The sequence below is a fragment of the Jatrophihabitans sp. genome (assembly GCF_035474675.1).
Classification (GTDB): Bacteria; Actinomycetota; Actinomycetes; order Mycobacteriales; family Jatrophihabitantaceae; genus Jatrophihabitans_A.
Map to the genome: position 1 here is coordinate 33526 of NZ_DATINC010000029.1, position 22198 is coordinate 55723.

Below are 22198 nucleotides of genomic sequence, written 5' to 3' on the forward strand. Positions count from 1 at the left end.
ATGGCAGAGATCCCGGTGCTGTGCCTGCCGTTCGCCGGAGCGGGCGCCACCGCCTTCCGGCGGGCGCAGGAATACCCCAGTGACATCGTGCGAATCGTGCCGCTGCAGCTGCCCGGCCGGGAGGAGCGGTTCGGCGAGCCGCCGTTCACCGACGCGGTCAGCGCGGTGGACGACCTGCTGCCGGCGGCGCTCGACCTGGTGGCCGGCAGCGCGACAGTCGCGGTGTTCGGCCACAGCCTCGGGGCGGTGCTTGCCTTCGAGCTGGCGCACCGGTTGCGCCAGCTTCCCCAGCCTGACCTGGTGCGGATCTTCGTCAGCGGCTCGCCGGGGCCGTGGACCGGGCGCGCGGTGCGGGCCACCGGCATGAGCGACGAGGACTTCCTGCGGCAGGTACGCGGCTTCGCCGGCTACAGCCACCCGGCGCTGGAACACCCGGAGCTGCGCGACATGCTGCTGCCCACCCTGCGCGCGGACGTGGAGATGCACGAGAACTACCTGGCGCAGCCGGGCCAGCTGGTCGACGTGCCGATCACCTCGATCCGCGGCAGCGAGGACGAGCTGGTCTCGCGCGAGCAGGCAGCGGAGTGGCAGGCGGCCAGCACCGCGGGCTGCCAGCTGCGGGAGGTGCCGGGCGGTCACATGTACCTGGTCGACTCCCCGGTCGAGCTGGTGCGGCTGATGGATTCCGAACTGGCGGTGCTCCGGTGACCGCCGGCCTGGCCCAGACCGTTGCGGACCGGCGACCGGCCGATCGGCGGCTGGCCGGCAAGGTGGCGGTGGTCACCGGGGCGGCACGCGGCATCGGACGGGCCTGCGCGGTGGCGTTCGCCCGGGCCGGCGCCGACCTGCTGCTGCTCGACATCGCGCACGACCTGGCGGGAGTGCCGTACCCGCTGGGCACCGCCAGCCAGCTGGAACACACCGCCGAGCTGTGCCGCGAGGCCGGCGGCCCGGCGGCCACCGTACTGAGCGTGCAAGCCGACGTACGCGACTACCAGGCGGTCCAGGATGCCGTCGAGCTGGCGCTGGCCCGGTTCGGCCGCATCGACGTGGTGCTCAACAACGCAGGCATCGCCGCGCCGTCCGGCAAGCCGGTGCACGACATCGAGGCCGACGAGTGGGACCTGATGCTCGACGTCGACGTCTCCGGCGCCTGGCGGATGATCCGGGCCGTCGGCAGGGTGATGAGCGCGCAACGCTCCGGCAGCATCATCAACGTCGCCTCCACCGCGGGGCTGGTGGGCTACCGCAACTTCGCCGGCTACGTCACCGCCAAGCACGCGCTGGTCGGGCTGTCCAAGGCGGCTGCGCTGGACCTTGCACCGTTCAAGGTGCGGGTGAACGCCCTGTGCCCCGGTTCGGTCCGCGACGACCCGGCGGTGGAGGGCCGGATGCTGTCGGAGATCGCCCGGTCCCTGGACGTCCCGGTGGCCGAGCACGAGCAGACCTTCGTCACCGCCCAGCCGATGAATGCCCTTCTCGAGCCGGACGACATCGCCGGCGCCGCCCTGTGGCTGGCCTCGGACGAGTCCCGGCAGGTCACCGGCAGCGCGGTGCCGGTGGACGGGGGGTTCACCAGCCGATGACCGCCGAACTGACGATTGCCGAACAGCTGCCCTTCGAACCTCAGGCCATCCGGCCGATCGCTGCCGAGCTGCGGACCTGCCTGCCGCTGGCCGGCGGGGGAGTCCGGGCCGGAACCGAGGCCGGCCGGCTGTGCCAGTCGGTGCTGGCCCGGCTCGACCCCGGCGCCGACCTGGAAGGGCTGGCCGAGCGGGTAAGCCGGGCCACCGGCACCCGGCTCTGGCAGGAATGGGTTTCGGGCCCGGCCGATTCCGGCGCCGCGGCGCAGCGGCGGGACCGCGAGCTGGCCCGGCCGGCCGATCCGGCGACCGGCCCGGGCGTCCGGGTGGTGCTGCTGCGCTACGCCGACCAGGTCGCCGACCTGGTGGTGGTGGCGCATCGGGCGGTGGCCGACCCGCGCTCCGTGCTGCGGGCGGTGCTCTCGTCCACCCCGCTCCCAGCGACAGATCCTCAGCTGCACCAGCGGCTGCGGGACGGCCTGGCCCGGCTGGACCGGGTCGGGGCTCCGGACTGGGGCCTCGGCAACCCCGAGGCAACCGGTGCCGAGGTGCTGCCGTTCACCCTTTCCGCAACGGCAGAAACCACCGACCCCGAGGCACTGCTGGCCGGCGCGCTCGGCCTGGTGCTGGCCCGCTGCACCGGCGCGGAGCGGGCCGGCATCGGGCTCGATCCGCTGAACAGCGCGGACCTCGACTGTGCCGGCGGCACTCCGGTGGCCGGTTACCTCGCCGCGGTGCGGCATGCCCTGGACCACCCGGTTGCCGACACGGCACCGGTGGCCGGCCTGGCCGTCGGTGCGCAAAGGCCGTTCCTGGATCCGCTGCATCCATTGGCGATCTGGATCGGCGAAGCCGCCGGCGGCGAGCTGCCGGGCAGCCTCTGGTTCCGGCGCAGCGCCTTCGCGCCGGCGGTGGCAGAACGGCTGGCCGGAATGCTCGGCACCGCCTACCGCGGCCTGGCAACGGCACACCCGGACACCCCGATCGGGGAGCTGGCGCTGCTCGACGCCGGGCAGCTGCGCGAGCTGGCCGAACTCGGCGGCCGCGGCCGCCCGCTGCCGGCGTCCGGAACCGGCCGGCGGATCGACGAGGCGGTCCGGGCGCAGGCCGAGTTCCGTCCGGACGCGATCGCGCTGTGCTTCGAGGCGAACCGGCTGAGCTACCGCGAGCTGGACGAGCGGGCCAACCGGGCAGCGCACGCGCTGCGGGCGGCCGGCGTCCGGACTGGAGACCGGGTCGGGGTCTGCCTGGAACGCTCGCTCGATCTGGTGGTGATGCTGCTGGCAGTGCTCAGGGCCGGCGCGGCCTACGTCCCGATGGACGCCGGCAACCCGGACGAGCGGCTGGCCTACACCGCGACCGACGCCGGGCTGGCCGTGGTGATCGCCGAGGAGTTCCCGCAGCTGCCCGGCGTCCGGGTGCTCGCCCCGGCTGCCCTGCGGGAAGGACCGAGCACCGCACCGGAGCAGCCCGGCACTCCCGACGACACCGCCTACGTCATCTACACCTCCGGGTCCACCGGCCGTCCCAAGGGAGTGCTGGTCTCGCACCGCAACGTGGCCGGCCTGCTGGCGGCCACCGAAGCCGACTTCGGACTCGGCACCGACGACGTCTGGACGCTGTTCCACTCCAGTGCCTTCGACTTCTCGGTCTGGGAGATCTGGGGATGCCTGGCCACCGGCGGCCGGCTGGTGGTGGTGCCGCACTGGACCGCCCGCGACCCGCAGCAGTTCGCCGAGTTGCTGCACGCCGAGCAGGTCAGCGTGCTGAACCAGACCCCGAGCGCGTTCAGCCAGCTGGCCGAGGTGGACCGCACCCGCCGGCTGCCGGACTCGCTGCGGCTGGTGATCTTCGGCGGCGAGCCGCTGGACACCCGGCCGCTGCTGGCCTGGTTCGACCGGCATCCGGAAAGCCGGTGCCGGCTGGTCAACATGTTCGGCATCACCGAGACCACCGTGCACGTGACCGCCCAGACCCTGGGCCGGCGCGAGGCACTGGCTGGCTCGAAGTCGGTGGGCCGGCCGCTGCCGGGCTGGTCGGTGAGCGTGCTGGACCCGGCCGGCCGGCCGGTGCCGCCCGGAGTGGCCGGCGAGATCTACGTCGGCGGTGCCGGGGTGGCCGCGGGTTACCTCGGCCGGCCCGAGCTGACCGCGCAGCGTTTCGTCCCCGATCCGGAAGGGGATTCGCAATCGGCCGGGCTGCGCTACCGCAGCGGTGACCGGGGCCGGTTGCTGCCCGACGGCCGGCTGGAGCACCTGGGCCGGCTGGACAACCAGGTCAAGCTGCGCGGCTTCCGGATCGAGCTGGACGAGATCCGGGCCCGGCTGCTGGACGCGCCGGGCGTCGGGGCGGCGGCGGTGCTGCTGCGCCAGGATCCCGACAACGCGGCGAATGCTCGGCTGGACGCCTACCTGGTGCTGTCCGGTGGCGACGTCGAGGAGGTCCGCGCGCATGCCGCCCGGTTCCTGCCCGAGCACATGGTGCCCAGCACCTTCACCGTGTTGCCGGCGTTGCCGCTCACCCCGAACGGCAAACTGGATTCCGCCCGGCTGCCCGAGCCGCTCGACCCGACGGCACCAGATGGGGAGCTCGACGCACCGGACGGCGCCACCGACCTGCAGGCCCGGTTGCACGCGGTATGGCAGCAGGTGTTCGGCTTCCGGGTCGGCCTGGACGACGATTTCTTCGCCCTCGGCGGCAATTCGCTGCTCGGCGTCCAGCTGTTCGCCGCGATGCGCGGTGCGGGCCTGCCCACTCCGGGGCTGCGCGAGCTGTACCTGAACCGGACGGTGCGCGGGCTCGCCGAGGTGCTGGACCGGAGAGCCGGATAGCTTCCGTGTTGATCCTGCTCGCCATCCGCCGGCTGCCGGTGTACCGGGAGTACCTGCTCGCCGCGCTGGCCCGCGAACACCAGGTGTGGCTGCTGTCGGACCACCCGCCGACCTGGGAATCGCGCTACCTGGCCGGTGCCACGGTGCTCGACCTCGCCGATGCCGACGCGCTGGCCGCGGCGGCCCGGCCGGTGCGGCCGTCCGGCGTGCTCACCTGGGACGACACCCTGGTGGTGCAGGCCGCCCGGCTGGCGCAGCGGCTGGACCTGCCGACCAGCCCGCCGGAGGCGGTGCTGCTGTGCCGGGACAAGCACGGCACCCGGCAGGCGTTGCGGGCGGCCGGCGTGCCACAGGCGGGCTCGGTGCTGGTGACGTCCCTGCCGCAGGCCCGGCAGGCCGCCGCCGGGCTGGGCTATCCGCTGGTGCTCAAACCCCGCGCGCTCTACGCCAGCGTCGGGGTGGTGCGGGTGGACACGGCCGACCAGCTGGCCGGCCGGTTCCGGGTGGCCCGGGGTGCGAGCCGGGACGGTGGGGGCGAACTGGCCGGCAGTGACGTGCTGATCGAGCAGTACCTGGACGGCCCGGAGATCAGCGTGGATGCCGGCTGGCTGGACGGTGAGCTGTCGATGGGGTTCGTGGCGCGCAAGCGGTGCGACTTCCCGCCGTACTTCGAGGAGGTCGGCCACCTGGTCCGGGCGAACGACCCGCTGCTGCGCGACGAGGCGCTGCTCGGCGTGCTACGGGCAGCGCATGCCGCGGTCGGCTACACCACCGGCTGGACGCACACCGAGCTGCGGCTCACCCCGGACGGACCGAAGGTGGTGGAGATCAACGCCAGGGTGGGCGGCGACCGGATCCCGGACCTGGCCAGGCTCGCGCTCGGGGTGGACACCGGACGGGCCGCCGCGGCGCTGGCCTGCGGGCGCCGTCCGGACCTGGAGCCGACGCTGGACCGGGTCGCGGCGGTGCGTTTCCGCTATCCGGAACGGGACTGCATCGTGCGCTCGGTCGAGGTCGACGCCGCGGCGCTGCCGGCTGAAGTCGACAGCGCCACCCCGGTGGTGCTGCCCGGCCAGGAGTTGCGCTTGCCGCCGCACGGTTTCGGAGCGAGCCGGTACGCCCTGATCACCACGGTCGCCGACAGCGACGCCGACTGCCTGGCCGGCCTGGACAAGGCCGCCGCCGCGGTTCGGCTGAACGTGCTGCGCTGGCTGTAGGGGAAGCGAGGTACCCTGATATCATCAGATATCAAGGAGGTGCCGATGCCTGACATCCTGATCCGGGACGTCCCTGAAGAGGTGCTGGCCGCAGTGGATTCGCATGCCGCGACTTTGGGTCTTTCTCGCAACGAATACCTCCGCCGGCAACTCGCCCAGGATGCGCACCGGTCTGCAGTGCGGGTCACCATGGCGGATCTGCAGTGGTTCACCGATACCTTCGGTGATCTCACCGATCCAGAGGTGATGCGCCAGGCTTGGTCGTGACGGCTGGCGAACTCCGTCACTGGCTCATCGACAAGTCGGCATTGGTCCGGTTGAGCGAGAGCGTCGACGGGCCGGAATGGATTGCGCGCATCGAGCGCGGGCTGGTACGCATCGCTACCGTTACGGTCCTGGAAGTGGGGTACTCCGCCCGGTCGGCGGAAGGTCTCGGTCAGCTGTTGAGCAGGTCTCCTCTCGCGGCAATGCCGATTGAATACATGACCGCGCGGGTCGAGTCGAGAGCCGTCGAGATCCAGCACCTGCTGGCTCAGCGAGGTCAGCATCGAGCACCATCGATTCCCGACCTCATCATCGCCGCCACTGCCGAGTTGGCCGGGCTCACCGTGCTGCACGTCGACAAGGACTTCGAACTGATCGCGGAAGTTACCTCCCAGCCGATGGAACGTCTTCGTCTTCAGTAGCGCCGTCATGACCGGGCGCGTTCCAAGAGTTTCTGCTACAGCTTCTGCGGGCTTGACCTGATTTCGTTCCGGGACACCCGCCGGAAATCCCGATGCCTCGTCGCTCTCAAGTCCCCGCCGCCTCCGGCCGAAGGGAAAGCAGGGCGAGTTTCCCGGCTGTGAGGACGGGCCGGCCGGGAAAACTCGCCGTTGTGTTACGGATGAGGCGCACGGCACAGATGTGACTGGTGTGTCATGCTGTCGCACGGCCAGTGCAATGTGCCGTCGCAGCAGTGTGAGGAGGGCTACCGGGTGGGTTTGCGCACCGCGTGCCGGACCGGTTCCGGCGCTGCTCTCGCCTCGGTGACCGTGCTGGGCCTGCTGCTAGGACTCAGCACCCCGGTACAGGCAGCCCCGAAACCGGTGAACCCGACGGACAAGCAACTGGCCGCTGCCCAGGCCACCAAGCAGCGTGCCGCGCAGCAGCTCGGCGCCGTGACGGCCCAGCTGGTGCTGCTCAAGGGCCAGCTGGACCGGGCCGCCGCCGACACCGACGCCGCGATCGCCGCCTACGACGCGACCAACATCGCCCTGTCCGAAGCGGTCGACGACGTCACCGCCGCCAACCAGGCCGTCGACACCGCCCGCACCACGGTGGCCAAGGCCCGCCACCAGATCGCCGACTACGTCTTCTCCTCCTACGTCTACGGCCGGCAGCCCTCGATCACCACGCTGCTGTCCGGCACCGACCCGAACAGTGCCCTGGAGGCGATGGCCTACCAGCGCTACCTCGGTGCCGCGCAGCAGCAGCACCTGGCCACCGCCCAGACCAACACCGTCGCGCTGTCGAACGCCGAGGCCGGCCGCAAGCGCGCCCTGCAGCGCGCCGAGCGGCTGCAGCGGCAGGCCGAGGACCAGAAGAACCGGGCGATGGCCAAGCTGGCCGCGTTCCGCCAGCAGCAGACCGACTTCAACCGGCGCCGCGCCGAGCTGACCGCCCAGACGGCGGCTGCCGCCAAGCGGCTGGCCGCCCTGACCAACCAGCGCCGTGCCTTCGAACGCTGGCAGGCCGAGGAGCGGGCCAGGCAGGCCCGCGAGCGGGCCAGGCAAGCGGCCGAGCGTCGCAGGCAGGCCGCCGAGCGCCGCAGGCAGGCCGCCGAATGGGCCCGCCAGGAGGCGCTGCGACGCCAGCAGCAACAGCAGCAGCATTCCGCTCCGTCCCCGGCGCCGCTGCCGTCGGCCGCACCGCCGTCCGACGACCAGCCGTGGACGCTGCCGCTGCCGGCCGGCAGCTTCTACATGAGCACCTGCTTCTGCATGCGCTGGGGCGAGTTCCACACCGGCGACGACCTGGCGGCGGGATACGGCACCCCGATCTATGCCATCGGCTCGGGCACCGTGGTGGCGGCCGGGCCGGCGTCCGGCTTCGGCAACTGGGTGGTCATCGACCACGGCAACGGCTTCACCTCCATCTACGGGCACATGAAGGTGCTCGCCGTCTCGGCCGGCCAGTACGTCTCGGTGGGGCAGAAGATCGCCTACGTCGGCAGCGAGGGCCAGTCCACCGGACCGCACCTGCACCTGGAGGTCCGGGTCGGCGGGATGTTCGGCCCGCGGGTCGATCCGCAGGTGTTCCTGGCCCGGCGCGGCGTCTATATCTGAGACCGTCGGCAGCTGGCGCCCGGCGCGGCGCCGGCAGCCGGGCCGGTGATTGCGCCCAAGTCCGGCGCTTCCCATGCCGGTGCCGAATTGCTAGCGTCGAGTAGAGAGTTGTTACTCGCTGTTACCGTGCGCTGGCGGCTCTGCGGGTAGTACCAGCTGAGGGAGCGCCATGAAGCGTCGGACGCCGCGGACCCTGCTGACCAGCCTGATCGCCCTGCTGATGCCAGCGGCGGCGATCACGGCCCTGACCCTGGCGGCCCCCGCCGGCGCGGCCGATCCGCAGCCGGGCGCGGTCTCGGTGCCGGGCAGCTTCGGCTCCGAGGTCGGCTGTCCCGGCGACTGGCAACCGGACTGCGACCAGGTGCAGCTGACCCGGCGCGCCAACGACGGCGTCTGGTCGCGCACCCTGGCACTGCCGGCCGGCAGCTACGAGTACAAGGCCGCGCTGGACAAGAGCTGGGACGTCAACTACGGCAAGGGCGGCGTGCAGGGCGGTCCCAACATCGCGATCACCGTGCCGGCCGGTGGCAAGAACGTCACCTTCTACTACGACAACGCCACCCACTGGGTGACGGACGACCTGAACACCCCGATCGTCACGGCGGCCGGCAGCTTCCAGTCCGAACTGGGCTGCCCCGCCGACTGGTCGCCGGACTGCCTGGCCTCCTGGCTGCAGGACCCGGACGGCGACGGCACCTACACCTTCACCACCACCGCGATCCCGCCTGGCAACTACGAGGTCAAGGCCACCGTGGGCCTGTCCTGGGACGTCAACTATGGCGCCGGCGGGGTGCCCGGTGGCGCCAACATCCCGTTCGAGGTCTCGGCGGCCGGCGAGTCGATCACCTTCAGCTTCGACTCCGCCAGCCACCTGCTGACGGTGCTGGCCGGTGCAGCGGCGAGTGTCGACCTCACCACCCCCACCGCCTACTGGCTGTCCCGGCACTACATCGGCTGGGCGTTGGGCGCCGCGGCCGCCGACCGCAGCTACCGGCTGTACTACTCCCGCACCGGCGGCCTGGGCGTCGACGAGGCCGGAGTCACCGGTGGCAACTACCTGCCGCTGAGCTACGACCCGAACGGCCTGCCGGCCGCGCTGCGGGCGAAGTTCCCGGCCCAGGCGGCACTCGGCGCGCTGGGCATCCCGGACTCCTACCTCGGCCTGCTGCCGAGCATCCTCACCGGGCAGGTGGCGGTGGCCGCCTTCGACTCCGCCGGCACCCTGGTCGACGGGGCCGGCCTGCAGATCCCCGGCGTGCTGGACGACCTCTACGCCGGCGCCGCGCACCGCCGGCTGGGCATCGGCTGGACCCGCTCCGGCCGCCCGAACCTCGCGCTGTGGGCACCGACCGCGCAGGACGTCTCGGTGCTGGTCTACCCGGACGCCACCGGCGCCACCCCGCTCGCCCGCATCCGGCTGGCCCGCGACCACGACGGGGTGTGGAGCGTCACTGGTCCGCGCGGCTGGCGGGGCGACTACTACCTGTTCGAGATCAGCGTCTACGTTCCCGAGACCGGCAAGGTCGAGCACAACCTGGTCACCGACCCGTACAGCGTGGGGCTGTCGGCCAACTCGACCCGCAGCCTGCTGGTCAACCTCTCAGACCCGGCCCTCAAGCCCGCCGGCTGGACGCGATTGGCCAAGCCCGCGCTGCCCATACCCGAGTACCAGTCGATCACCGAGCTGCACGTCCGGGACTTCTCGATCGGCGACCCCACCGTGCCGGCCGCCGACCGGGGCACCTTCCGGGCGTTCACCGACACCTCGAGCAACGCCGTCCAGCACCTGCGCTCGCTGGCCCGGGCGGGCCTGACCACCGTGCACCTGCTGCCGTCCTTCGACTTCGCGACCCGCTCGGTCAACGAGGACAAGTCAGCCTGGCAGAATCCGCCGTGCGACCTGGCCTCCTACCCGCCCGACAGCGACCAGCAGCAGGCCTGCACCACCTCGGTCGCCGACACCGACGGCTACAACTGGGGTTACGACCCGATGCACTACACCGTCCCCGAAGGGTCCTACGCCACCGACCCGAACGGCGCCGCCCGGACCCGGGAGTTCCGGGCCATGGTCGCCGCGCTGAACCGCCAGCACCTGCGGGTGGTGCTGGACGTGGTCTACAACCACACCGCCGACGCCGGCCAGTCCGGCACCAACGACCTGGACCGGATCGTGCCCGGCTACTACCACCGGCTCAACGCCACCGGCAACGTCGAGACGTCCACCTGCTGTCCCAACACCGCCACCGAGCACACCATGATGGGCAAGCTGGTGGTCGACTCGGTGGTCACCTGGGCCAAGCAGTACAAGCTGGACGGCTTCCGCTTCGACCTGATGGGCCATCATCCCAAGCAGAACATCCTGGACGTCCGGGCCGCGCTGAACCGGCTGACCATGGCGAAGGACGGCGTGGACGGCCGCAAGATCTACCTCTACGGCGAGGGCTGGGACTTCGGCGAGGTGGCCGGCAACGCGCTGTTCGTCAACGCCACCCAGGTCAATATGGCCGGCACCGGGATCGGCACCTTCAACGACCGGCTGCGCGACGCGGTGCGCGGCGGCGGCCCGTTCGACACCAACCCGCGCATCCAGGGATTCGGCAGCGGGCAGTACACCGACCCCAACGGCGACCCGGTCAACGGCGATGCCGCCGCCCGGAAGGCGACCCTGCTGCACGACGAGGACCTGGTCAAGGTGGGCCTGGCCGGCAACCTGCGGGACTACCGATTCGTTGACGCCGCAGGGCAGACGGTGACCGGCGCCGGGGTGGACTACAACGGCCAGCCGGCCGGCTACACCGCCGACCCGGCCGAGGCCATCACCTACGTCGACGCCCACGACGGCCAGAGCCTGTTCGACACGCTGGCCCTCAAGCTGCCGCAGCCGACCTCGATGGCCGACCGGATTCGGATGCAGACTCTGTCGCTGGCCACCACCGCGCTCTCGCAGGGCGTGTCGTTCTGGCAGGCCGGCACCGAGAACCTGCGCAGCAAGTCCTTCGACAGCAACAGCTACAACTCCGGCGACTGGTTCAACGTCCTCGACTGGTCCTACGCCACCAACGGTTTCGGTCGCGGACTGCCGCCGGCCGCGTCGAACTCCGCGATGTGGCCGTACTTCAAGCCGCTGCTGGCCGACCCGGCGCTACAGCCGGCCCGCGCCGACATTCTTTCCGCACTGGGGCAGTCGGAAACGCTGCTGCGGCTGCGCAAGAGCACCCCGCTGTTCCACCTGGGCACCGCGGCGCTGATCCAGCAGAAGCTGAGCTTCCCGAACAGCGGGCCGGGCGCCACCCCGGGCGTGATCACCATGCGCATCGACGACACCGTGGGCGCCGATGTCGACCGGCACCTGTCCGGCCTGGTCGTGGTGTTCAACGCGACGCCGCAGGCCACCACCCAGACGGTCAGCGCGCTCGCCGGCCGGCACTACGCGCTGGACCCCATCCAGGCCGGCGGTACGGACCGGGTGGTGCGCACCGCCCGCTTCGACTCGGCCACCGGCACGTTCACCGTGCCCGGCCGGACCGTCGCGGTGTTCGTCGCCCGCCAGCACTGAGCTTCGCTGCTACCGGCTCGGCACGGCCGAGCGGCCGTCGGTCAGGGACCGACGGCCGCTCGTGGTGTTACCGAGGGAGCTAGCTGTTGCGGATCGGCGACTTCGGTGAGGCGTGGTCGGACACCGCGCCCGGGATGGCGTGGTCACCGCTGGAGGTGGCCACGAACGAGCCCGCCGCCGCGGTGAAGCCGGTGGCCGGCACGTAGATCGCCTGGTCGAAGGCGGAACCGCTCGGGGTCTTGGCGACCGCGAACGCGCCGACGGCCTTGCCGCCGACCCACGAGGTGGAGATGTAGTCACCGACCATCCGGCCCTGGGTGGTGTTCGGGGTCAGCGACACCGCGAACGGACCGGCCACGTCGGTGTGCGCGCTCCAGGTGGAGCCGCCGTTGTTGGACTGGATGTAGCCGACCTCGAGCTGGCAGCTCGTGCCGCAGGCCGCGGTCCGGTAAAAGTAGTACGTCAGGCCGAGCTTGGCGGTGCTGCCGGACGTCGACGGGTCCACGGCCAGGCCGGGGATGAAGTGGTCCACCCCGCTGTTGGTGGCATCGATCGGCACCCGGGTGACGGCGGTCCAGGTGGTGCCGTTGGTCGAGGTCGAGTAGACGATGTCGTTGGCCCGGCACGCGGTGCGGAACCGGCAGTCCTGCCAGGCCACGTAGACCTTGCCCGCCGCGTCGATCTCGGCCGAAGGCAGCGGCTCGGTGCGCAGGCTGTTGGCCACCGCGTGGTCGGACACCGCCGAGACCGTCACCGTCGAGCTCCAGGTGGCGCCGCCGTCGGTGGAGCGGAAGGCGATGATCCCGGACTCGCTGGCGTTCGACGCCGGCACGATCACAGTGCCGTTCGGCTGCACGACCGGCTGGCCGCCGAGACCGGTGGCGCTGTTGGCGGTGTTCTTGGCCGCGCCCCAGGTCAGGCCGCCGTCGGACGAGGTGGACATCTTCAGCCGATCACCGGCGGCGTTGTCGTCGAACTCGGTGTAGCAGTTGCCGTAGAAGGGGCTGGTGGCGTTGTTGTCGCACACGGTCCAGTTCTTGTCGAAGCTGGTGCTGCCACTGGCGACGGTGACCGGGCTGCCGAACGTGAGGCCACCGTCGGTGGACCGGCTGACGAACACCACCGGCACGGTCACCGAGGAGGTGATCGGGATCGAGGAGATCAGCCAGACGTTGTGCTTGGCGTCGTAGGCGACGCTGGCGTCGCTGACCCGCTGGTAGCTGCCGGTGCCGCCGTTGTTGGTGGTGATTCCTGGCAGCGTGGCCTGGGTCCAGGTGGTGCCGCCGTCGGTGCTCGTCGCATAGCCGATGTCGGAGCCGCCGCCGTCGTTGAACCGGCCGCTCTGGGCGGCGACCACGATCGTGCTGCCGAAGGCGAAGGTATCGGGCTCGACCTCGGTCCTGTGCTGGCTGGTGCTGTTGGTGAACGGGTCGGTAATGATCTGCGTCAACGGAACCGCCGCGTGTGCGGCCGGCAGGTTCAGGGCCAGCACGGTTGCCGACGCGGCCACCGTCGCGGTAGTTCGCAAAGACCATCGGATAAGGCGCATAGGTTGCTCCTCGCAGAGTGGGTGAATGCAGGCAACGTACCCGCCGCAATGCATATTGGAAATAGCTTTCCCGAGCAAAGGTTCTGACTGCGAGATACCTATCCAGTACGGTATGCGGAACAACCATTACTGCAGGGAGCAGCTAATTCCAAATCATATTCACATCAGTGCCGCTGCCGAACGTCGAAAGCAGAGCGAATTCTCTAGAGATGTTCAAGATGCTCTCCATATGCTCTGCGCGTGCCGGTCCGACCGAGGCCCGAGCTCCCTGGTCGGGCTCGGATAGCCTTGTTCCACCGCAGGTTTGACAAGCGGCGGCACAGGCATGGCGGAGATCAGCCGGCTTTCCGAGCGGCTTTCGGATTTCACCACCGGTCCGGCTCGCGATTACGCTGCTGACCCGATCGTCCACCACAGCTAGGAAAGAACTCGATGCGCCGCTGCGCGGCCTCAGGGGGACTACGCGGCCGAAAGCCGAGGGGCACACCGCCGATTTCTCAGCGGCGCTCCCGCAACAGGTGCGTCCCAATTCCGATGCCGAATAGCGCGGGGTGGCCGGCAGCCATATTCCGGTATTGCGCTGTTGCCGAGAATGAATGCGTGCCGGCCCCACAACGGAGCGGCCGCCGAACGCCGGAAGCGTTCGACGACCGCCCGTCTACTCCCTGGAGGGTGGAGTGGGATTACCGGTTGCGGATCGGGGACTTGGGCGAGGCGTGGTCGGCCACCGCGCCCGGAATGGCGTGGTCACCGCTGGAGGTGGCCACGAAGGAGCCCGCCGCTGCGGTGAAGCCGGTGGCCGGGACGTAGATCGCCTGGTCGAAGGCGAAGCCGCCGCTGGGTGCCTGGGCAACCGCGAACGCGCCGACCGCCTTGCCGCCGATCCACGAGGTGGAGATGTAGTCACCGACCATCCGGCCCTGGGTGGTGTTCGGGGTCAGCGAGATGCTGAACGGCCCGGCCACGTCGGTGTGCGCGCTCCAGGTGGAGCCGCCGTTGTTGGACTGGATGTAGCCGACCTCGAGCTGACAGTTCGTGCCGCACTTGGCCGTCCGGTAGAAGTAGTAGGTCAGCCCGAGCTTGGCCGTGGCACCCGAGGTGCTCGGGTCGACAGCGAGACCGGGGATGAAGTGGTCGACACCGCTGTTGGTGGCGTCGATCGGAATGCGGGTGACCGCGGTCCAGGTGGTGCCGTTGGTCGAGGTCGAGTACACGATGTCGTTGGACTTGCAGCCGGTGCGGAACCGGCAGTCCTGCCAGGCCACGTACACCTTGCCGGCCGCGTCGATCTCAGCGGTGGGCAGCGGACCGGTACGCAGGTTGCCGGCGACCGCGTGGTCAACCACCGCCGCGATCGTCACCGTCGAGCTCCAGGTGGCGCCACCGTCGGTGGAGCGGAAGGCGATGATCCCGGACTCGGAGGCGTTGGCCGCCGGCACGATCACGGTGCCGTTGGCCTGCACCAGCGGCTGGCCGCCGAGCCCCGTGGCGTTGTTGGCAGTGTTCTTGGCCGGCCCCCAGGTCAGGCCGCCGTCGGTGGAGGTCGACATCTTCAGCCGGTCACCGTCGGCGTTGTCGTCGAACTCGGTGTAGCAGTGGCCGTAGAACGGGCTGGCTGCGGTGTTGTCGCACACGGTCCAGTTCTTGTCGAAGCTGGTGCTGCCGGAGGCCACGGTGACCGGGTTGCCGAAGGTCAGGCCGCCGTCGGTGGACCGGCTGACGAACACGTTGGGCACGGTCACCGACGAGGTGATCGGGACGGTGGAGATCAGCCAGACGTTGTGCGCGGCGTCGTAGGCCACGCTCGGGTCGCTGACCCGCTGGAAGGTGCCCGTGCCACCGTTGTTGTTGGTGATGCCCGGCAGGGTGCCCTGGGTCCAGGTGGAGCCGCTGTTGGTGCTGGTGGCGTAGCCGATGTCCGACCCGCCACCGTCGTTGAACCGGCCGCTCTGGGCAGCGACCACCATCGTGCTGCCGAAGGCGAAGGTGTCCGGCTCCACCTCGGTCTTGTGCTGGCTGGTGCTGTTGGTGAACGGGTCGGTAATGATCTGCGTCAACGGAACCGCCGCATGTGCGGCCGGCAGATTCAACAGGGTGACTGCCACTGCCGCGGTTACAGGTGCGGCAGCTTTCGCAGACCATCGAATAGGATGCATGGCGTGCTCCTTCGGGTGAGATGGGCGGCCCGCAACGTACTCCTCGAAGCCGTCGGAAAATAGAGGTCGGCGCGAAATTCTCGCGCAATTTCCGCTCGGTCGGAAATGACAATTTCCAACGCACCGGTGCAAACAGGCTGGCTTGGATCCCCTTGTGTTACCGCAGGATCCTGGATCATGACAACTCGTCAAGAGTCCGAGTCATGGTTTCAAGAATTGCTCAAGACGATCTCCGGGATATGGTTCGGAACAAAATATTCGGACGGCATGTGAAAGAAAGTTGCGCAAGCTCGGGTTTCACCGTGCCACTTAATCAGCGGCGGCGGCAGCCAGCTCTCGGCAGAATGCGGTAGCGGTTTCCAGCTCCGCCTCCCAGCGGCGCCAGCACGCCCTCGCGGGCCACCTGTCACACCCTGCGGAGGCGCCACTCTTGTGAGAGTGTGTCCTCCCTATCTGACCCCTAGGAGGGTGCCCATGGACAGGAACACCTGGATTCGCGCGGCAGCTGACCTGCGCCACGCGTACCAGCAGGCCGGCGGATCGCCGCTCGTGCCGGAGGTGACGCTGACCGTCAACGTCCGCGGCGGCAAGCCGCCGGGCAAGCTCGGTGAGCTGCTCGGCAAGCACGAGCACGCGGTACTGGACTACCTCGAGAAATATCCGGCCGAGCGAACGCGGTTGATGACCGACCCGCTCGGGGTGTTGCGCGAGATCGTGCCGGACGAGAAGGCGCTGTACACCGAGCTCGCCGCGATGCGGGCCACCAAGAACGCCACCGTAGCCGACGTTCCCGACGTCAAGCTCACCTCGCTCACGATCAACGTCGACCGCAAGGAGAGCGCCTCATGAGCCTCGGCGGCTTCGACGTGTGCTTCGCCCTGGGGTCGACCGCTGTCGGGCAGGCCTTGCAGAGCCGGCTGCAGCCGCTGGCGCGGGACGCCCTTCGCAACGCCAACCTCGCGCTGCCCAACACGCCCTTCGCGACACTCGACGTCAATCTCAGTCTCGCCCCGGCGGCGACGATCGCCGCGGGCCGCGCGACGATCACCGGCACCGGGACCGGCGACCTGCGGATGGGCGTCAACGGGCAGTCGATGGTGTCCCTGCCGGTGGGTAGCGTGGTGCCGGGCGCGCTGGCGAACGTGCCGGTGGCGGTCTCGATCCCGATCACCGTGACGCTCGGTCTCACGATCGCGTCCGCGGGTGGTGGCGTGCATCAGGTCGTGATCGACAGCGCCGCCCCCACGGTCACGTTCGGCGCGGATTTCCCCCCGGCGGACCTGTCGTCCACGATCGCCAGCAGGCTCACCAGCGAGCTGACCGCGATCCTCACGGGGATCGGGACGGTGCAGCCGACCTTGGTCACCAACACCGCGAACGCGCTCGCCACCGCGATCCCCACCTCAGTCCACGACCTGGTGCAGAACCGGTTGGCGGGACTGTTCCCGCTACCGATCGATTTCACCCTGCCGGCAGTCGATCCGGCGGCGTTCTGCAACATCGGGCTGCGCGACGTCCGGGCGGTGCTGCTGCCCGGTGCCCCGGCAGCGGGTGGGACGCCCGCGACGGACCCGTGCCTGGCGATCGCGACGGTGCTGCTGCCGTCCTCGACGGGCAACGTCTCGATGTTGACCTCGCCGCTTCCGATGGGGCAGCCCGCCGGCCTGTTCTTCGACAACTTCTTCCTGATCTCGGCGATCTGCTGCGCCGTCGAGCACGCGCCCCAGTTCCGGGGTTTGCCCGGAACCCATGTCGAGCCCGTGCGCGGCGACCAGAGCCCGTTCTGCGAGTGGTCGGGGATCGACGTGTCGATGGACATGAACGGGCGCCAGTTCCATCTGCACGACGTGCGCGTGACGCTCGACGGGTCGAACCCGTCGGCGAAGTCGTTCCTGATGCACCTGGAGATGACGACCTCCGACACCGGCTGGTCGGCTCGCGCCAGCGTCGACGTTCCGATCACCCTGCAGGTACAGAGCGGCTCGGTGGTCCCGATCGTCGGCACTCCGCGGATCGACGTCCAGGTCGATCTCGCGTGGTGGGTCTACGCGATCGAGGTGGTGATCGTCGCCATTCTCGCCGTCGTCAGCGCGGTGATCGGCGGCGCGCTCGGCTGGGTCGCCGCCGCGATCGCGGCCGCCGTCTCGGCGGCGGTCAGCGTGACGACTGCGGTGGTCGTAGGTGCCGCGATCGGTGCCGTGGTCGGCATCGTGGTCGGAATCATCATCATCGTGGCCGTCAACAACGCGATCAACAGCGCGTTGCCCGCGACGGTCTCGGGTGCCCTCGGAGCGATCGGAAACGGCGTGTCGACGGCGTTGAACGTGATCCCGACCGAGCTGCAGCAGGCGTTCGGGCGCCTGGAGGCCGCCACGCTGCACTTCGACGACCTCGCGGTGTTCGGTCACGTCACCGCCCCGGCGCCGGCGGATCAACACCTCCTGCTCAACGTCTCCGAACTCGTCGTCGATCCGGGCATGAGCGTCGATCTCGACCGCGGCGCCGTGGTGGCCGCGAACGATCCGGGCGGCGACATCGAGTGGCGCGTGGTCCACGTCTACCAGCCGCAGCGCACGACGGCGGCGCTGTCCGGGGCCGAAGTGGCTCGCCCGATCATTCGACCGAAACTTCCACCGGCCCTCGACGGGCTACGTCCCACGCTTCCACCGACGCTGGAGGCCGCGCACGGCGCGGCGATGTCGACCGTGACGGGCGTCAGCTACGCCGGCCTGCACCTCGCGCACGTCGCGGGCCTGCCGTATCCGGCCCACGGTGGTTCGGTGTTCGCCACCAGTGTTCCGACCGACGTTCTCGAACCGGCACATCCGCTGCTGTTCGCGGTACGCACCGGTGAGGGGCGGTACGCCAAGTGTGCCGCCTGGCAGGATGCCACCCACCGGCTGCACCTGCGCTTCGCCCTCTTCGACACGCCCGCGGTACTCCGCCTGGTGCTCAACACCTCGTCACGCCGCGGCCCGACGATGCCCTCCGACCGGCCGTTCGAGGCCAGCTGGCAGGTGAGCTGGGATCTTGCCTGCCTCGCCGTCCCGGTGACGCTGCACTCCCCGGTGACCTACCAGTGGTTCTGGAACGGGTCGGTGATCCATAACGGCGACGGTCCGCTGGCGGGAGGTGTCACGCGGGTCGAGGTGAACAACGACCACTGCACGGTGCACACTGCCATGGGTGGCGATCTGCGCGGAGAGCTCTGCGTCCGCGCCACCGACGCGTCCGGCATCGAGATGACCGTCTGCCGGACGGTCGAGCTCCAGGGCACGGAATCGTCGTCCGGTCGGCCGCCGGTCGACCAGCTGACATTCGACCCCACCCGCTGGCTGGATGTCTGGAAGTCGATCCACGGCGGGGATCCGGCCCCCGACCAGATCGCGGCGCTGGCGAACGGGGGCGATCCGATGGCGCTGGTGACGGCGCTGTTCGGCGGCGCTCGCCAGAACCCGGCACTGCACACCCAGCTGCAGGACCAGCTCCGCACGTTCGGAGGCTGATTCGAACGGGCCGGGCCCGGCAGGACCGCACTCCGCCGGGCACGGCCCGCCTGCTGCGTACGGACCGGTCGTCAGCGGCGGGCGGCGGACAGCTCCCGGCAGAATGCGGTAGCGGTTTCCAGCTCCGCCTCCAGCGGCGCCAGCACGCCCTCGCGGGCCACCTGCCGCACCCCGGCATCCAGCGACCGACGGGCCCGGGCGCGCCGGCGGGCGGCGCCTGCGGACACGAACGGCCGGGCCAGCACGGACGTCGCCAACCCGAGCAGCAGCCCGCCGAGCAGCAGCAGGGTCGGCACCGGCGCCCGGCCCAGGTGCAGGCTGGGTCCGGGCAGCTGCAGGTAGCCGAACACCGCCAGCACCGCCAACCACACCAGGCCGGTGACCGCAGCCAGCAGCCAGAGCAGCTGCAGCCCACGCACCGCCGCCCACCAGGCCGGCCGGTCGGCCTGCGAGAGCTTCGCCGTCCGGATCGCCTGGTCGAGCTGGCCGGGCAGCTCCTGCTGGCGGGACTCCAGCACCGCGGCGGCCGAGGCCTGCCAGGCCGGCGCCAGGCCGCGGGCCCGCTCGCGGACCAGTTCGCGCACCGCGTTGGACACCTGAGCGCGCTGCGCGCCGGTGGCTTCCGGCCGCGAGCTGAGCCCGGTGGAGCCGGTCCCCAGGTGCAGCCGGCGCAACGGGTCCGGCCGCAACCGGGCCAGCCACCGGGTCAGCGGCCACCCGACGCGGGCGATCGCCCGCATCCGGTAGGAGCGCCCCGCGGCATCGGCGACCGCCCCCACCCCGGCGGCGGCGGCCAGTGCCGCGACCAGCCGGTCCTCGCTGCGGCCGGCGTCCCGGCGGGCCGCCCCGGACTCCTGGACGCACAGCGGTTCGAGGGCGGCCACCGCGTCGTCGAGGTCGGCGTGCAGCCGGGCGGTGGCGGCCTGCCGGGTGCTGACCCGGTCGGCCAGCGTGGCACGCAACTGCGCCAGGCCGTCCCCGCGGGTGGCCGAGGTGGCCAGCACCGGCACCCCGGCCAGGCCGTCGTCGGCCAGCAGCCGGCTGAGGTCCCGGCGGCAGGCGTCCAGGGCGTCGACGTCCAGCCGGTCGGCCTGGTTGAGCACCACCATCATCACCTCGCGGTGCCCGGCCAGCGGGCGCAGGTAGCGCCGGTGCACTGCCGCGTCGGCGTACTTCTGCGGATCCAGCACCCAGATCAGCAGGTCCACCACGCCGGTCATCCGTTCGGCTTCGGCCCGGTGAGCCGCGGCGGTCGAGTCGAAGTCCGGCAGGTCCACCAGCACCAGCCCGGCCAGCGACGAACCGGCCGGGCCCGGGACGAGGACGTGCCGGTCACGGATCTCCAGCCAGTCCAGCAGCTCGGTGACCTCGTCCTCGGCCGCGCCGCCGGCGGCCGGCCAGCGGGCCGCCCGGGAGCGGCTGGTGGTGGGCCGGCGGACTCCGGTAGGGGCCAGCGGCTCGCCGGTGAGCGCGTTGAACAGGCTGGACTTGCCGCTGCCGGTGCCGCCGGCCAGCGCCACCACGGTGCTGTTCGGAGACAACCGGCGGCGGGCCGCGGCCCGGTCCAGCAGGGCCCGCGCCGGGGCCAGCAGCGCCGGTTCGCAGCGCCGGCCGGCCAGTTGCACCGCCCGGTCCAGCGCGTCGAGCCGGGCGCCCAGCTCCGCCGGCCGCCGGCTCACGATCCGGCCTGCGCGGCGCGGGCGGCGGCGACGGCCTGCACGGCAGCCCGGAACCGGCCGGTCGCGCCGGCCGGCGGGGAGACCTCGGACAGCAGCCGGGAGTACCGCTCCGCCTCGGCGGCCAGCAGCGTGTCGACGTGCGCCAGCAGCGCCTGCCGGGCCTGGGCGGCTAGCGAGCGCACCGCCTGGTCGCCGAAGATCGCCTCCAGCACCTTCTGGCTGAGCGCGGCGGTGCCACCGGCGATCGCGATCTCACCGCCGGTCAGGCCGCCGGTCTGGGCGAACAGCGCCACGATCAGCACCGAGCCGGCCCCGTTCACGCCGTAGGAGGCCAGCTTGGCCAGCTGCCGGCGGTCGGCACCCTCGGCCCGGACCAGCTCCAGCACCTCGCCCTGCCAGTCCCGGACCGCCTGCTCGGCACGGCCGGCGAAGTCCGGGCCGGCCCGGTCCAGCTCGATGCGGCTGCCGGCCAGCAACGCCCGGCCGTCCGGCCGGATCGCCCAGGCGGCGGCCGCGGCAGCCGCGGCCCGCTCGGCGGCGTCGCGCAGCAGGCCCTCCAGGCTGCTCTCCAGCGCCAGCTCCACCGGCGCGGCAGCCGACGGCCGGCCCAGGATCGCCGCCACCACCCGGTCCCGCGCCCAGCCGATCTTCGACTCCAGGGTGCGCATCAGCTCGCCGGTACCGACCAGCTCCTGCCAGCGGGCCAGCACCTCGCCGCGCAGCAGGGTGCCGCCGGCCAGCTCGTGTCCCACCGCCGCGCGGGCCTCGTCGTAGGCGCTCAGCACCGCCTGGTCCAGCTCGCGTGCCGCCCGCTCCTGGGCATCCATCGCCGAGGCGAGCGCCGCCCCGCGCAGCTGCAGGCTGTTCACCGCGCCGGTCAGGGTGGCCCGGATGACCTCGGCCCGGGCGCCGGCGTCGGCTGCCAGCGCGCCGATCCAGTTCCGTACCGGGGCCACCGCCTCTTCCGGCAGCCGGCCGTCGGACAGCTGAGCCTCCGGGACCACCAGCAGCGGCGCGTCGCCCAGCCCCTCGCGGTCCAGCAGCTGCCGCAGGTGGGCCTCGACCTCGCCGAGTGCCTCCGGCGGCACCCGGTCCAGCACCACCGCGAGCGCGGTGGCCCGCTCCCGGGCCACCCGCAGCAGGTCCCAGGGCACCGCGTCGGCGTAGCGGGCGGCGGTGGTCACGAACAGCCACAGGTCGGCCGCGGCCAGCAGCTGCACGGCCAGTTCCCGGTTGGCCTCGACGAAGGAGTCGACGTCGGGGGCGTCCAGCAGCGCCAGGCCCGGCGTCAGCGACGGTGCGGCGACCAGCCGCAGCGACCTGCCCGGCTGGCTGCCGGCCAGCTCCGGGCCGGTGGTGCGGGCCAGCCCGGGCAGGATCCGGTCGCCGGTGAACCAGCCGGCGTCGTCCGGCGCGAAGACCAGCACCGGCGAGCGGGTGGTCGGGCGCAGCACGCCGGCCTGGCTGACCTGGTGGCCGACCAGCGCGTTGACCAGGGTCGACTTGCCCGCTCCGGTCGAGCCGCCGATCACCACCAGCAGCGGAGCATCCTGCTGCTCCAGCCGGGGGATCAGGTAGTCGTCGAGCTGGGCCACCAGCTGGTCGCGCTGGGTCCGGGCCTCGGCGGCGCCCGGCGCCTGCAGGTGCAGCGGCAGGCCGGCGGCCACGTCCCGCAACTCGCGCAGCGCCGCCAGCAGCGCCGCGTGCGGCCCCGGCCCGGAGCGTGTCATGCGCCCGGCGACAGCGGGTAGGCGGACAGGGTCACGGTGCAACCCTGCCATGCAGGCCCCGATG

The 22198-nt window shown here is 71.4% G+C and carries 14 protein-coding genes; 10 read left to right on the forward strand and 4 right to left on the reverse strand.

Translation table 11 applies throughout. The features are described 5' to 3' along the window. From VLJ82_RS02785 to pulA, 8 genes are all read left to right on the forward strand, one after another. Window positions 1-708 carry a thioesterase II family protein gene (locus VLJ82_RS02785; RefSeq protein WP_408661795.1) on the forward strand — a complete coding sequence of 236 codons (708 nt, stop codon included), beginning with the start codon at window positions 1-3 and terminating at the stop codon, window positions 706-708. Continuing rightward, window positions 705-1586 carry an SDR family oxidoreductase gene (locus VLJ82_RS02790; protein ID WP_408661796.1) on the forward strand — a complete coding sequence of 294 codons (882 nt, stop codon included), beginning with the start codon at window positions 705-707 and terminating at the stop codon, window positions 1584-1586. The genes VLJ82_RS02785 and VLJ82_RS02790 overlap by 4 nt, the downstream gene beginning before the upstream one ends. Next, complete coding sequence (locus VLJ82_RS02795; protein WP_408661797.1) at window positions 1583-4414, forward strand: amino acid adenylation domain-containing protein; 2832 nt, start codon at window positions 1583-1585, stop codon at window positions 4412-4414. The genes VLJ82_RS02790 and VLJ82_RS02795 overlap by 4 nt, the downstream gene beginning before the upstream one ends. 5 nt (window positions 4415-4419) lie before the next feature. Next, complete coding sequence (locus VLJ82_RS02800) at window positions 4420-5631, forward strand: ATP-grasp domain-containing protein (RefSeq protein WP_408661798.1); 1212 nt, start codon at window positions 4420-4422, stop codon at window positions 5629-5631. Window positions 5632-5676: 45 nt separating this feature from the next. Further along, entirely contained in the window at window positions 5677-5898 is a 222-nt protein-coding gene (locus VLJ82_RS02805; protein ID WP_408661799.1) for an antitoxin, read from the forward strand. Next, window positions 5895-6317 carry a PIN domain nuclease gene (locus VLJ82_RS02810; protein ID WP_408661800.1) on the forward strand — a complete coding sequence of 141 codons (423 nt, stop codon included), beginning with the start codon at window positions 5895-5897 and terminating at the stop codon, window positions 6315-6317. The genes VLJ82_RS02805 and VLJ82_RS02810 overlap by 4 nt, the downstream gene beginning before the upstream one ends. A 291-nt stretch (window positions 6318-6608) precedes the next feature. After that, entirely contained in the window at window positions 6609-7958 is a 1350-nt protein-coding gene (locus VLJ82_RS02815; RefSeq protein ID WP_408661801.1) for a peptidoglycan DD-metalloendopeptidase family protein, read from the forward strand. A 169-nt stretch (window positions 7959-8127) separates the two neighbouring features. Next, on the forward strand, window positions 8128-11514 hold the full coding sequence (pulA, locus tag VLJ82_RS02820) for a pullulanase-type alpha-1,6-glucosidase (RefSeq protein WP_408661802.1): 3387 nt from the start codon (window positions 8128-8130) through the stop codon (window positions 11512-11514). A gap of 79 nt (window positions 11515-11593) precedes the next feature. On the opposite strand, the gene VLJ82_RS02825 is transcribed toward pulA, so the two are convergent. Beyond that, window positions 11594-13024 (reverse strand): sialidase family protein, encoded by a 1431-nt coding sequence (locus tag VLJ82_RS02825; protein ID WP_408661803.1) that lies wholly within the window; start codon window positions 13022-13024, stop codon window positions 11594-11596. Window positions 13025-13746: 722 nt separating this feature from the next. Then, entirely contained in the window at window positions 13747-15120 is a 1374-nt protein-coding gene (locus VLJ82_RS02830; RefSeq protein ID WP_408661804.1) for a sialidase family protein, read from the reverse strand. 573 nt (window positions 15121-15693) lie between these two features. Here VLJ82_RS02830 and VLJ82_RS02835 point away from each other — a divergent pair. Together VLJ82_RS02835 and VLJ82_RS02840 are read left to right on the forward strand one after the other, a co-directional pair. Continuing rightward, complete coding sequence (locus tag VLJ82_RS02835; RefSeq protein WP_408661805.1) at window positions 15694-16068, forward strand: hypothetical protein; 375 nt, start codon at window positions 15694-15696, stop codon at window positions 16066-16068. Further along, window positions 16065-18725 carry a hypothetical protein gene (locus VLJ82_RS02840; protein WP_408661806.1) on the forward strand — a complete coding sequence of 887 codons (2661 nt, stop codon included), beginning with the start codon at window positions 16065-16067 and terminating at the stop codon, window positions 18723-18725. Before VLJ82_RS02835 ends, VLJ82_RS02840 begins: the two co-directional genes overlap by 4 nt. A gap of 71 nt (window positions 18726-18796) precedes the next feature. On the opposite strand, the gene VLJ82_RS02845 is transcribed toward VLJ82_RS02840, so the two are convergent. Together VLJ82_RS02845 and VLJ82_RS02850 are read right to left on the reverse strand one after the other, a co-directional pair. Further along, window positions 18797-20404, reverse strand: a complete 1608-nt coding sequence (locus VLJ82_RS02845; protein WP_408661807.1) for a GTPase — start codon at window positions 20402-20404, stop codon at window positions 18797-18799. Beyond that, a complete protein-coding gene (locus tag VLJ82_RS02850; protein ID WP_408661808.1) occupies window positions 20401-22134 on the reverse strand; it encodes a GTPase in 1734 nt (577 codons plus the stop codon). Before VLJ82_RS02850 ends, VLJ82_RS02845 begins: the two co-directional genes overlap by 4 nt. Window positions 22135-22198 lie beyond the last annotated feature (64 nt).

Excerpts from the sequence above, each read along its gene's own strand:
- pulA (WP_408661802.1), top strand. The coding sequence starts at position 8,128 with ATGAAGCGTCGGACGCCGCGGACCCTGCTGACCAGCCTGATCGCCCTG.
- VLJ82_RS02795 (WP_408661797.1), top strand. The coding sequence starts at position 1,583 with ATGACCGCCGAACTGACGATTGCCGAACAGCTGCCCTTCGAACCTCAG.
- VLJ82_RS02850 (WP_408661808.1), bottom strand. The coding sequence starts at position 22,134 with ATGACACGCTCCGGGCCGGGGCCGCACGCGGCGCTGCTGGCGGCGCTG.
- VLJ82_RS02805 (WP_408661799.1), top strand. The coding sequence starts at position 5,677 with ATGCCTGACATCCTGATCCGGGACGTCCCTGAAGAGGTGCTGGCCGCA.
- VLJ82_RS02835 (WP_408661805.1), top strand. The coding sequence starts at position 15,694 with ATGGACAGGAACACCTGGATTCGCGCGGCAGCTGACCTGCGCCACGCG.
- VLJ82_RS02840 (WP_408661806.1), top strand. The coding sequence starts at position 16,065 with ATGAGCCTCGGCGGCTTCGACGTGTGCTTCGCCCTGGGGTCGACCGCT.
- VLJ82_RS02785 (WP_408661795.1), top strand. The coding sequence starts at position 1 with ATGGCAGAGATCCCGGTGCTGTGCCTGCCGTTCGCCGGAGCGGGCGCC.